Annotated in this window: 8 protein-coding genes; all 8 read right to left on the bottom strand. The window is 36.1% G+C overall.

Annotation, left to right across the window (positions count from 1 at the left end; translation table 11 throughout):
• Window positions 1-266: 266 nt before the first annotated feature.
• Window positions 267-1424, bottom strand: coding sequence for a glycoside hydrolase family 88/105 protein (locus OF897_RS04800; RefSeq protein WP_267264559.1), 1158 nt, complete (start codon window positions 1422-1424; stop codon window positions 267-269).
• Between the two features lie 18 nt (window positions 1425-1442).
• A complete protein-coding gene (locus tag OF897_RS04795; protein WP_267264558.1) occupies window positions 1443-2225 on the bottom strand; it encodes an SGNH/GDSL hydrolase family protein in 783 nt (260 codons plus the stop codon).
• Window positions 2226-2233: 8 nt separating this feature from the next.
• On the bottom strand, window positions 2234-4114 hold the full coding sequence (locus OF897_RS04790; protein WP_267264557.1) for a rhamnogalacturonan lyase: 1881 nt from the start codon (window positions 4112-4114) through the stop codon (window positions 2234-2236).
• A gap of 309 nt (window positions 4115-4423) precedes the next feature.
• Window positions 4424-5227 (bottom strand): DUF4350 domain-containing protein, encoded by an 804-nt coding sequence (locus OF897_RS04785; protein WP_267264556.1) that lies wholly within the window; start codon window positions 5225-5227, stop codon window positions 4424-4426.
• Window positions 5228-5368: 141 nt separating this feature from the next.
• The gene (locus OF897_RS04780) at window positions 5369-8140 is read right to left on the bottom strand and encodes a glycosyl hydrolase (protein ID WP_267264555.1); all 2772 of its coding nucleotides are present in this window, start codon (window positions 8138-8140) and stop codon (window positions 5369-5371) included.
• A 116-nt stretch (window positions 8141-8256) separates the two neighbouring features.
• Window positions 8257-9579: a rhamnogalacturonan acetylesterase gene (locus tag OF897_RS04775; RefSeq protein ID WP_267264554.1), complete on the bottom strand. Its 1323-nt coding sequence runs from the start codon at window positions 9577-9579 to the stop codon at window positions 8257-8259.
• A gap of 1 nt (window position 9580) precedes the next feature.
• A complete protein-coding gene (locus OF897_RS04770; RefSeq protein WP_267264553.1) occupies window positions 9581-12436 on the bottom strand; it encodes a glycoside hydrolase family 2 protein in 2856 nt (951 codons plus the stop codon).
• Complete coding sequence (locus OF897_RS04765) at window positions 12433-13812, bottom strand: rhamnogalacturonidase (protein WP_267264552.1); 1380 nt, start codon at window positions 13810-13812, stop codon at window positions 12433-12435. The genes OF897_RS04770 and OF897_RS04765 overlap by 4 nt, the downstream gene beginning before the upstream one ends.
• Between the last annotated feature and the right edge of the window lie 92 nt (window positions 13813-13904).

Below are 13904 nucleotides of genomic sequence, written 5' to 3'. Positions count from 1 at the left end.
CGCATCTTGTGGTGTCATGCTTAAATTTTTCATAAAATAAGAATTTTTGCAATGTCTCAAAAAGATTATTTAAATAGCTATTATATTGAGTGTTATCGAGATTAAAGATTCATTTTAATCATAGAATATTTCCCAAATTATAGAGTCAGATTCATAAATTTGACTTATCATACTAAAAATGTTATGAAACTGAGTTTCCCGAAATGAAAAAGACTTAGCAATTTTTCATTACTAAGTCTTTTAATTTATTTTAAAAACAAGAGTTTTTACTTCAATTTGTAAACTTCACTCGCTGCCAAAAGGAAACATCCCAATCCGTAATCTTCAAAATCAGGAACTTTGTCTACAGCTAAAGGTTGTCCGTCTTTAGGCTCTTTTCCTGTTCCCTGAACCCATCCTAAAAATCCGTTTGGCTGAACAGAATCTTTTACCATTGCATTCCAGGCTTTAACTAAAACCGGTAAATACGTTTTCTTATCAATTAAACCTTTATTGATTCCATAAGCCATTCCATACACGAAAAGTGCAGTTCCTGTGGTTTCTTTTCCACCAAAATTATTAGGATCGTGCAAACTTACATTCCAAAAACCATCCTGTCTCTGAAGCGGAACCAAAGCCGCTAACATATCTTTGTAATCCTTAAGATATTCTTTATAATGTGCATCAGATTTTGGAGTATCATCCAATGTTTTCGCTAATGCGGCCACTACCCAACCGTTTCCACGGCTCCAATAACAATCTTCACCATTCGGCTCTTTGTAAGGCGGAACAAAATCTTTATCTCTCCACCAGATTTTATCTTGCTGATTGTAAAGTCCGTTTCCACCATGCTTGTATTTTGTGTAGGCGTACATGTCGTAGTTTCTGTCGAAATATTTTTGTTCGCCCGTGATTCTTCCTAATTTAGTAAAAATCGGCATCGACATTTGAAGCGCATCAATCCACCACCAGTCGTCTACTTTTTTTGTAGCAATCATGCTGTCCATCGCTGCTTTAACGTTTTTAATTCTTTCAGGATGCTTTCTGCCGTCGATTTCGTACAAATCAAGATACGTCTGTCCGCAAGCCTGATGATCAGCGTTTCTTGTGTAGGTTCCACGCTGTAAATCCCAATTGTGATTGTTCGCCCAAGACATCGCATAATCGTAATATTCTTTTTTCTTATCTACCGAATACAAAGCCATCAAACCTTCATAATACACGGCTCTTGTCCAAAGATTACTTGGCCAAACTTTTTTACCAACAATATCTTTTTTGGTATCGGGCCATTTGTTCATAAAATATTGGTTCGTGCGCTGAGCAACTTCCAAAACTTCCTTCTTGTTGGGAAGAACAACCTTAGCATTTTTCTGCTTTTGAGCCGTACAAGAGGAAAAACCTCCGATAATTGCGGCAAAAAAACCTGCTGTTAATAGTTTTTTCATAAGTATATATTTATTTTTCTATTTTCTCTTCAAATAGTTTTTAAGGTCACATTTTCTTAGTTCCCTAATTCCTTTCGTTACCAATTCTGCATTAACAATTGCCCCTTCTTTATTAGTATGCGTATGATCTTTTGGGAAGAAAGCTTTCACTTTTTCAGCGCCCATTTTTTCATATTTTTCGATAACCATATTATTTAAATCTAAAAAATAAGCTCCGGTCTGTTGTGCTACTTCTTTAGCCCAAACTCCATATTGATCTTTGTCAATTTTACCTTTTTCGTTAAATTTATTTCTCGGAATTGGCGAAACAATAATTGGAATTGCACCTTTAGATTTGGCTTCATTCGCATATTTTCTCATATAATATCCGAAAGTATAAACGGTTTCATTTACTTTTCTGATTGGATTATAAATATCCTGAGATTCATCTCCAATCCCTTTAATTGTACCTCTCGCTCTTAGAGTATCTGCTAATTCGCCACCATCATTATGACCGAATTGCATTAAAACATAATCACCTTTTTTAATAGCTTTTATAATAGAATCCCAACGACCATCCGTTAAAAAAGTTCTGCTGCTTCTACCGCCTTTAGCGTGATTTTGAATTTCGATTTTATCTGTTTTTAAATATAAATACATAAAACTTCCCCATCCCCAAAGTGAGTCTGCGCCTTTTCCCGAGCCATTTTGAACGGTAGAATCGCCAATAATATAAAGAACAGGTTTATCCTGAAGTTTCTGAAATGATGCTCCAATCAAAATGACCAATGCAACAATTGGAATGATGAATTTTATTTTCATTGATGATTTTATTTATTGAGATTTACTGTAATAATATTAGGCTTTGGAATTTCTTTTACCGATTCATCCAAGTAATAATCTGTATGCGGAGGCTGATTGTAACCAACATTTTGCCATACAATACTTAATCGGTACTGCGGATTATGCATTAAAGTGTATAACCTGTGATTCGTCGGAATTGTTGTAGAAAAAATTCTCAATTCCTTATTATCTGCAGTTCTGTACATCACTTCTTCTCGCCAGTCTCCAAATAAATCTGCAACCAAAGACGGATTTTTCTTAGTCCCGTTATTCGATTCGCACTGATAATTTTTAGCATCAAAAATGACATTTGATTTCTCCTTTTTCCAATCCCATTTTGAAACAACTGTTCCGTCTAAAATTTCGCTTAAAAAATCTCCGTCCCAGTAAATTCCCATATTGGCGGGCGGATTTTTCTCGCTTATTTTCTTGCCTTTGGTATCATATATTCCTTTAAGTCCGGCTCCGGCTGCCCAAGATTCTGAACCTTCGTAACGAGGGTCAATATTTAAAGATAAACCTCTGCCCGGACCTTGAAATTTCCCTTGTTTGCTATAAACTGTAGACGGTAATTTCCATAAAACTTTTCCAGATTTTCCGTCTCTGAAATGCGCTCCCGCATCATCAAACCTCTCCTGAATATCAAAAATTTCCAGTCCCGGATTGGATGGGTCTAAATCTCCAACGTGCAAAGCATCGCCGTGACCGAAACCTGTACTGTTCAACACTTTTCCATCGTCATCCACAGTCATCGCTCCGAAAACAATCTCATCTTTTCCGTCGTTATCGACATCTGCAATACTTAAATTATGATTTCCTTGTCCACGGTATTTTTTATTTTCTTCTGAACTTTCCGTATCGAAAAGCCATCTTAAACTGAGTTTTTTATCTTTATAATCCCAAGCAGCAATTGCTGTTTTGGTGTAATAACCTCGCGACATAATCACACTCGGAGTCTTTCCATCTAGGTAAGCAACGGCTCCTAAAAATCGGTCAATGCGGTTTCCTTTGGCATCACCCCAAGTTTCGGTCATTTCTTCGTTGGTCGGATTCAAACTTCCTGCAAATCTTGGAACTTCATAATTTACAGTATTAATTTCTGCTCCTGTTTGTCCGTCAAAAACAGTCAAGAATTCAAGTCCGGAAAGAATCATTCCGTTTTCATTGACGTAATTTTTTGTTGAGTCACCAATGAATTTCCCTTTTCCGTCTTTGCTCCCGTCGGCGGTTTTCATTACGATTTCGGCTTTTCCATCTTGGTCTAGATCATACACTAAAAACTGTGTGTAATGCGCACCTTCCCTGATATTTTTGCCTAAATTAATTTCCCACAAAAACTGTCCGTTCAGTTTATAAGCCTGAATAATCGGCGGGTCTGTTTCTCCTTTCTGACTGTTGTCGTGCGACCTTCCAGTTTGATGAAGGATGATTTCATATTCTCCGTCACCATCCAAATCGGCTACCGAAGCATCATTCGGAGTGTAACCTTCTGGTGTTTTCAGCGGAATTGAAAAATAAGGCTTTTGATTCGCTGTGTATTTTGCAAAATCTTGGTCAACGTCTTGATGTTGTGTATTTGATTTTACGAAATAGGTATAATTTTTTCCTTTGTCAGCGGTTTTATCTAAAAAATTGGTTTCGTTAAGCAAAGGTTTTTCGTTCAGCTTTTTGGTCTGATTGTTTTCTGTGCGATACAAATCAAAATGGGTATTCTGAGCTTCCGTTCCCAGCAATCGCCAACTCACAAAAACGCCTGATTCTACAGGAATAGCTACGATTCCTCTTTTCAGGTATTCCATTTGTCTTTGGGCAAAGAATGTTTGCGAAAGAAAAATGGCGGATGTAATGAAGATATATTTGATTTTCATAATTCTATATCAATATCTAATTATTTTTATGTTTTGGCTAAATGCTTTTTATAAACTAATATTTTCACAATGTCATTCTGACGAATGAAGAATCTCATTAGGTTAGTCGAGATTCTTCACTCCATTTTCATTTCGTTCAGAATGACAAATGCTCTAATACCATTTTAAACGTTGAATCTCTCGCAACCCGACTTGAGCGGAAATCCCTTTTTACGCAACGAAGTGGAGTGAAAAGATTGGGAGCGGAAGGCGGATTAAGTTGCTCAAATAATTCCAATCATCACATTTCAATCGATTGCACAGATTAGTTTATTTTTTAGAAACCTGCTTCAGCAACCACTTCACCCATTCTTCAGTTCCCTGATAATTGGTAAAATCTGCAGGAAGTTTTTTACCGTCAATATATTCGTTGTAACACCACGGGTCTCCCAATGCGAAAACAGTTCCTTTGCCGACTTTTGCAATCGCTCCGATGTTCTTGCCTTCTGCTATCAAAATTGCTTTGGCAGGACCTTTTACGTCAATTGAACTTACTTCTTTCATATATAATTTTTGCTCGGAAAAAATCTCATTTCCAGCCGGAACCATCACTTTTCCCTGTTCAAATTCTCTTTTCTGAACGCGGTTATAACTGTCATCATTGAAATGAATCCCAAATTCTCCCGCCAATTTGTTGAAATGTTCAAACTCAGAATTGCCATTGTCGTTACTCATCAAAACCAAAACACCGCCTTTTTTCACCCATTCTGTAAGGTTTTTGATGGAATTGGCATCAATCAGATTGGCTTTTCCGCCATAAGCTTCTTTGTCTATATCAGCATCAACGATGATGTAGATATTGGCTTTTTTCAAATCATTTTTTGACGGAGCTCTAGTTAAAGTACCGATTTCTGCGCCTTGTTTTTGGAAGATTTCGCCCAGCAAAGAAAATCCGCCGTTGGAAGTGTCGTTCCACGTGTAGTGCCAAGATTCAAGGACTTTGGTTTCTTTATTTTCCTTTTTTTCGTTGTTAAAAAAGTTGTCTAAAACGACTTTCGGTTTGTTTTGAGCATTGGAAAATCCGAATGTGAGGAGCGTTCCTAACGCTAATGTTTTTACGATATTCTGCTTCATATCTATTTATTTTAAATTATTTGTTGGTTTTTCGCAAAGACGCAAGTTAATGAGAAAAATACTTTTTTAAGGCGCAAAGATTTTATCTTAGATAAAATTATTTTGGTACTTTTTCAACAAATAATATTTCATTTTTATAATTTATTTTGAATAATGAATTGGAATTAATTGAATTTCGCCATCCAAACCTGAAGGTTGTACTTTCCAGTTAGAAGCGTCGAACGGTTTATAGTCGATGTTTACAAAATTAATTTCGTTGTAATTTCGCCACTGGATTTTATTCTGGTCCATATAACGGATTCGGTTTGCCATCAGGTTTGACACCTCAATCTGAATGGTATTTTTTCCTCTTTTCAAATATTTTCCGACGTTGATTTCAAACGGAAGGCTCCAAACAATTCCTGCATCCTGACCGTTGATGATGACTTTTGCACTTTCATACAATTTGTCGAATTTCAGTACAAAATCGTCGGCTTTTTTATTTAATTTAAATGAAGTCGTGTACACTCCAGTTCCCGAAAAACTCTGCGTTGAAGCATCTTCTGAGAAATTCGTCCACGGTTGAAGTTTGTCTAAAGTTTTTGATTTAGGAAGTTCGGAGCCACCTTCTTTGAAAGTCAGTCGCCAAGGTTGATTTAGAACAATCGCAGCATCTGTTTTTTCAATATATTTCCATTTTGAAATTGAATTATCCGGAGTTTCTGAAGCTTTTATAATTAAAGATTCTCCTGATTTCAATTGAACTTTTACCGAATTATTTTGCGTTTCGGCAAGTCCGAAATCTCCGTTTTCAGAATTCATTAAAGCAACCTGCTTTCCGATAAAATTCAAAGGAATATTTTGATTGATTTCTTTGGAAGTGTGATTGACGATGTAATAATATTTTCCGCCATCGAACTTTCTTCTGACGAATTTCAATCCTGTATCTGTCAGTTTTTCTCTTTCAATTTTTAAATATTCTAGAGCTTTTTCAACATCAGAACTCAACACAATTTTTCCTTTTCCGAATGTTGCTGATTTTAAATTTCCGTCTTGCTGAAAAGGAATTTTAGTCCATAAAGATTGTAATTCATTTCTTCTTTTTTCAAATTCAAAAAATCCCTGAACGTCTTTTGGTTCCCTTTGGAAAATCACCGAAGCTCCATTTTGAGCTAAGTTTAAAATATTTTTTAAGGTTGATTCAGAGAAATAATTCAGTTGAGGAATAATTAAAACCTTGTAAGAACCTCCATTTTTCGTTACCTGAATGTTTTGATTTTCAAACTTCGCTTCGCCAATCATTTTATCTGAAATCATATCCAGAGAATACCCTGATTTTCCTAATTTCTCAAGGTTTTCGTAAAATACAGTCGGATGCAGCCACTTTTCAATATTATGAATTTTGAACGCCATATCTTTCCCTTTCGGACTCGCCCATTGGTCATAAATCGGCCAGTACATCAGGATTTCGTTGTCTGATTTTCCGCTTTGCAAAACAGATTGCGTTCTTTCAATGTAAGAATTTAAGCCTTTAATGTTTGGCCATAAGGAATTCTCTGGAACAAAATTCGTCGAAGCATAAAACAACCACCCCGGAAACGGAACATCAGTTGGAGTATACGTTGTTCCGTGATAGAAAATATGATTGATTCCTGAGAGAAAAATCTGTTCAGCTTCAGGTTTTACCTCTGACCAAGACGTTTTGAAATGTTCTGTGAGCCACGTAAAAGATTCATTGGAAATCAAAGGTTTCCCTGTAACATTTGCTGCCGAAGAAGCAAATTTCAACATATTAATGTCGGGAACTTCCTTTGTATTGATGTCTTCTACATTTCTTTTCAAACCCTGAATATCGAACTTTGTACTTCCGAAAGTTTCAGATTCAGGAATATCAACTGCAGCATATAAATCCAATAAATTTCCCGGCGAACCGTGTGCCTGATTGGTATTTTGTGAGTTTTTAGAATGTGCCCAATTTGTGAAATTTTCTGTGAAATTATGTAAAATCAATTCGCTCATTGTCTCACGGTAATCGGATTTTATTCTTCCTGCCAATTCGCTTTCTTCATCACTCACCAAATATTTGATGTACTGACTCAAATCGTAACCTCTTCTTTTCTTATATTCTTCTTTAAAATCGGCCGTCCAATCTGCACCATAAACCTCATAACTATCATTGAAAAACGAACGGACTCCATAGTTTGAATTTCCAAAAGTTTTATCAAAAGTTTTCAGATAATCCCTCGTCGCATCGGGAGAAAAATGGTCTAAAGTGTAGCCATCGCCACCCGGAGCGGCACGTTTTACTTTCTGTAAAGTTTTACCGATAAAAACTGCGTAGATTGTCCATTTTCCAGAGGTTGGTTTCCAGTTTAAAGTTCCGTCCTGAGCTACTTTATCTGTTAAAACTATCGCTTCATTTTTCTCATTGTATGCAGTAACAACATCCAATTTTGTGGTTTTTAAATTCTTCTGTTTTTCGTCTTTTAAAACAATCTTTTCAGAAAATTTTTCATTCGGCTGAATCTCATAAGTCTGAACAATCATCTTCGTCGCAGCATCATTTTCATCAACTTGCGGTCCGCCAATTGGCCAGCCCGTTCCCACTGCCATATCAACGCCCATTTTCAAACTTTTAGCTTTATCTGTCGTGAATTGCAACATTTTCATCCATTCCGGAGAAAGATAATTGATGTATTTATCCTCAAAACCTTTTGCACCGTAAATCGGGACAATTTCAACTCCCCCGAAACCTGCTTTGGAAAGAGTTGTCAATTGCTTGTCCAAACCTTTTTCGTCAACTGCACTTCCCATCCACCACCAACGCGTCCACGGTTGAGCCGTGTTCGTCGCTTTTGGCCACGGATTTTGTGCGGAAAGATTTCCGAAAGCAAAACAGAGAACGCTTAGTTTGAGTATATTTTTAATTTTCATTTTTTCAACTTTAAATTTAACCACAAAAGGCACAAAAGTTTTTTAATATATTGGATATTTTAAGAAAATGATTCGACTGCTTAGAAGAACACATTAGTTCAAAAAATCAAAGATTTTTAATTTCCATCAGGTTTTAAAGATTCCATAAAAACAGATTCCGGCCAATGGAATTTTTCTAAATCATCGGGTTTATTGGGGTTAAAATTTTTATAATTTTTTGAAATATATTTCTTCAAAGGCAAGTTTTGGTCAACGATAGATTTTACAACACATTTTGCTAATTCATAAGCTCCGTACGGATTAAAATGCGTGTCGTCTGCCAAAGCTGTGGGTTGGTTTGGATAAGCGTTTGCGGGATAATGTACAAATGCTTTCTTTGCCGATTCAGGTTCCATTGCTTCGAATAAGGTTTTGCTTAATGCATTTAAATCAATTAAATCAACTTTTTCTTCTTTTGCAATTTCCCGCATCGCATCAGGAAAATCGTCTAAAGTATTGACAATTTTATTGTTTTCATCAAAAACTCTGCGATTCATTGAGGTAACCAAAACAGGAATTACTCCCAATTGTTTGGCTTTTTGAATCCATTCTTTTAATCTTTTTCGGTAACCGGATTTTGTGCTGTTTCCTGCTTTTTGATCGTTGTGACCGAATTGGATAAACAAATAATCTCCGGGTTTTAATTTATTCCAGATTTTATCGATTCGGTGGCGGTCTTCAAAGGCTTTTAAAGTTTCTCCACTTTCGGCATAATTGGCAATCACAACTTCATTCGGAACGAAAAAATACGGTAACATCTGTCCCCAAGAAGCCCACGGTTCGTATTGCGCATCGACAACCGTTGAATCGCCCGTCAAATAAATAGTTTTTGCCGTTTTGTTAGGTTGAATAATTACTGAACACACTTTCGGAGCTTTATCATTAAATTCAATCGTCAACAAATTGTCCCAATGCAAATATTTTGTTTCTCTTGGTTTTAATTTTACAATTCCGATTTTTTCGCCGTTTTGATTTCTAATAATACTGTCTTTAACGTGAACGGTGATTTGTTTTTCAAGAATTTTGCCCTTTTTAGTTTTGACGTCATTGAGCATCAGACGACGATTTTCTACACGAACTGTTGTTTCAGATGTTCCTTTAGAGTCGCCAAGATTTAATGTAATATTATAATTTCCTTCAGGAATTGCAACTGAAAAATAAAACGGTTTGTCGCTGGTTATAAAATCTCCCTTCAAAGCATTTCCGCCGTTGTCAACAGATTTCAAACCAGAAATATTCATAAATCCATAGCCTATTTTTTTATCAAATTTTGAAGTCGAATTGATTGGAATGAAACCTTTTTCCAGTCTGCTTCCACCAAAATCAAATTTGAAAGTGGGTTGCTGTGCAAATATCGCTGCGCAGAAAAGGACGGTTAAAAGTGAAATCCAATTCTTCATCTTAATCTGTTAAAATATTTTCTTTTGGCATTGTAAACTGCTTATTTTCATCACCCAAATCCGGCAGACCAAAATAAAAATATAAAGTTCTTTTAAAAGTTCCGTTCAGATGATTCAGTTCACTTTCCGGGCCTAAAGTCGAAGTGTCATTATTAATATTAAACGCCAAAGCAGTTCCCAAAGGTGGAATCGCATCAAGGAAAGAGATATTTCCTGTCGGCAGTTTCGGATAACCTTCCGCACCATAAATTCCGTAAAAATCGAAAAGTCTGACGAACATTTTTTCTTCTTTCGTCCCGACCATTATTTTTCCTTCTGCTATATTCAGTTGCAACCAAGACACATCGTCGAAATAGCCTTTAAATTCAGGATAAATCCAAGGTGAAAAACCTGTTCGGGTAGAGTTTTTCAGATTTTGCCAAACGTTGTAAGTCTGTCCCTGAGTTCGGTTTTTCCAAACGTGATATGGACCTTTTCCGAGCCATTTTGCTCCGATGACATAATTTTCTGGATAATCAAAACTTACGCCTGTAAACTGGTAATCTCCGGCAAGCGAATATTCGTAATTCAATTCTAAAATTCCGTTCGGATTCAGTTTCCAGACTGCCTTTTTCCCGTCTTTGTAAGAAATTTGAATTACCTGATTCTGTCCTTCTGCAAAAGATTTTATGGACGATAATTCCATTTTTCTGTTTACGAAAACAGGTCCGTTTCGGAAATTCATTTTTTTGCCTTTTTTATCTAAAACAATTGACTTTAACAATCCGTCTTTCTTTCCAAATGAAAATTCTTTTTCCTCCGATTTTAAAATAAATAATGAATCATTTTCAATCACTGAAACAGGAAATTCTTTGATTAAAGATTTTGAAAACTGTTTTGAAATATCATCATTAGACTTCAATTTCCAAGTCCAGGTATAAATTTCTTTTCCGAAATAATCGGTAGCAGTCAGCATTAAAGCTTCATTTTGTTTCCAGTTTTGAGGAAGATTTAATTTAATATTTCCTTTTTCTGTTGGTTTAATATTCGGAGATTCTGCTTTTCCATTTTGAAGAACATCAAATCCGGATTCTGATGAAAATGGTGTTTTAAATTTGACCAGTTTCCATTCAAACTTGCATTCATTTAAATTCGTAAAATGGTATCGGTTTTCAACAGGAATGGTTCCATTAAAATCTGTCGGCAAAGTTTTTAAATCAATTTTTAACGGACTGTAAATTTCTCGGATAGCGTAAAAACTTCCTTCTTTTTCACGATGCGGACCGACCACTCCATCAGGAGCGTTTATCGCATTCACATCAAGCTGATTATTAAAATCAGTTCGCACCAAACCTTCATCAGCAAACGCCCATAGAAAACCGCCTGCACCTTTTTTGGAATTCCAGTGAAGTTCCCAGTAGTTAGCGAGAGAAGTTCCACCACCGCCGTCGTCCTGAGCGTGCAGAAACTCGGTCGGCATATAAATATTTTCTCCTTCAAGAATTTTTTTGGTGCTGTAATAATCTTCGTAATGATTGCAGTCAATTCCGTTGAAAGCGTTGTTTGGCTTGTGATGTGCGTGGATGACAGGACGGTTTGATAAGTCGTATTTTGCATATTCCGCATCCAAATCAAAATTATGTCCGCCCTCATTTCCGTTGCTCCAGAAAATGACGGAAGGATGGTTCGCATCTCTTGTAACCATTTCTTTCACGAGCTTTTTCCCAACTTCAGTGCTGTATTTCTTTTGCCATCCAGCCAATTCATCCAAAACATACAAGCCCAGCGAATCACAAATTTGCAGAAAGGATTTGTTTGGCGGATAATGAGCACACCGAACGGCATTCATATTCATTTCCTTGATGAGCTGAACGTCCATCAAATCGATGTTTTTGTTGACTGCCCTTCCCGTTTCAGGCCACCAAACGTGACGGTTGATGCCTTTCATTTTGACTTTGATTCCGTTGACGTAAATTCCGTCGCCTTTTTTGATTTCAATCGTTCTGAAACCGAATTTTTCTTCGGATTGGAAAATGTTTTTTCTGTTTTTATTTAAACTGAATTTGGCTTTGTATAAATTGGGCGTTTCGGCCGTCCAGAGTTTTGGATTTTTAATCGAAAATTGAATCTGATTTAAAGTATCGCCTTTTTGAATTTTCACTTGAGATTCACCAACTAAATTATTTTTAGCATCAAAAATTTCAACCTTTACATTGTTGACAGAATTGATTCCTTTTAAATGAATATTCGAACGGAAAGTTCCGTCTGCTTTGGCATCGATGGATGTTGATGGAATATTTTCTTTAGGATTGGCTTCTAAATAAACCGGACGGAAAATTCCGCCTAAAACCCAATAATCAGCCAGACGTTCTGCGTTGTTGACTGATTTGTCCGCAGACATTTTGGAAACTTTAATTTCTAAAATATTTTCTTTTCCGAAAATTAACTTATCAGAAATATCATATTTAAATTCGTAAAAAGCGCCTTGGTGAATTTCTCCCGCCAATCTTCCGTTGATTTTCACCTCTGTGTCGGTCATCGAACCTTCGAAAACGATGTTAACTGATTTTCCTTTCCACGAATTCGGAACTGAAAATTTATGTTTGTACAGACCTACTTCATCATTGAATTTAAAATTTTTGCCGTAGGTGACGTAATCCCGCCCGTAATTGTACGAGCCAAATCCCTGCTGTTCCCATTGTGAAGGAACCTTTATTTTATCCCATCTTCCTGATTTTCTTCCGCCGGTTATCCAAAAATCCCAATCTTTCGTATGCTCAGAATCTGTCCCGCTCAGGAATTGGATTTCCTTAGATTGAGAATGCAGAAACTGTGAGCAAAAGCATAAAAGAACGAATATTTTGGAATAAAAACTCATTTAGCAGAAATATCGGAATCGTCTTTTTTGTCGTAAGATTGCGTGAGAGAAGCGACTTGCGTCACATTGATATTTTTCTGCTTTAAATTCTGAATGTGATTCAGGTTTTGCATTTCAGGTTTCAGAGCTTTGATTTTGAAGTTTTCAAATGTGAAATCTTTTAAGTCAAACAAATCAGATTTTTCAACAGAGAATGCCGTTTCACAACTGATATCGATATTTTTTATCGTGATATTGTTGGCCAAACCTTTTCTCGGTCTTTCTTCACCTTTTAAATCAAAAAACTGATTCCAGCCTTTCACATAGATGAAGGTTTTTACATTTCCTGAAATATTATCTACCGTTAAATATTCATAATGTTGAGGCGTGTCCGGACGCATTTTTAAATGTAATAATCTTGATGCATCGTTTACTTTAGAATTGCGAAGAATCACATTGTAATTGTGAATCGATTCGCTTCCGCAAGTCAAAACGCTGTGGCAAAATCCGAAACTGTTGTCTTCGATAAGAATATTTCTGTTTTCACCGTTGTTCGGGTCTTTATCAGATTTTGGACCTTTTCCTCCTTTCAATGCAATTGCGTCGTCATTAACCGACATATAGCAATTCTTGATTAAAAAATTTGAGCAAGCATCGATGTCAACAGCATCTGTACTTGGTGCTTTTACAGGTTCTTTTGGAGCGAGAATCGTCAGATTTAATAATTTCACAAAATCACTTTTGTAATAATGTGTACTCCAGAAAGGTGAGTTTTTAATGGTTATTCCTTCCACCTGAACATTTTTGGAATTTGAAACATAGATAATTCTTGGTCTCATTTCATCCATATTGGTACATTTAGGATTCCATTCGCGTCTTTTCCAGAATGATTTCCAGAATCGAAGTCCATTTCCATCCAATGTTCCTTTTCCTGAAATCGTGAAACCGTCTAAACCATCAGCATTGATTAAAGCCGGAAAATATTTCACGGTCTGACCTTCCATTCTTGTCGTTACCACCGGAAAATCATTGATATCGTCGCTTCCTTTTAATTTTGCTCCGTTTTCCAGATACAAATGTGTTCCCTGCTTGAAGAAAACCGAACTAATTAAAAATGTTCCTTTTGGTACAATGATAACTCCGCCGCCATTTTTAGCCGCCAAATCAATGACTGCCTGAAGTTGTTTTGTCTGAAGAACTGTACTGTCGTTCTTCACACCATTTTCTGTAAGGATGTATTTTTTGCCTAATTTGTTGATGTCTGTTGGTTTGTTTTCTTTAAACCATTTTGGAATTACTGTTCCGTCTGGGAATTTATCTTGACTTTTTATGGTTGAAGAAAAAATAAAAAGAGCAAATAAAGATAATAGGATATTTGATTTGTTTTGACGCTTCATAATTTAATTTTATTGCTAAATGATTTGATTTTAATGAATATTTATTACAAAATTCAAAAACCAATTAAAATAATCTCCTGTTTAATAAAGAA

The organism is Chryseobacterium formosum, from assembly GCF_026460885.1.
Lineage (GTDB): Bacteria > Bacteroidota > Bacteroidia > Flavobacteriales > Weeksellaceae > Chryseobacterium > Chryseobacterium formosus.
Note: the sequence above shows the minus strand (reverse complement) of the source record. Positions and strands in the feature narration are given on the sequence as shown.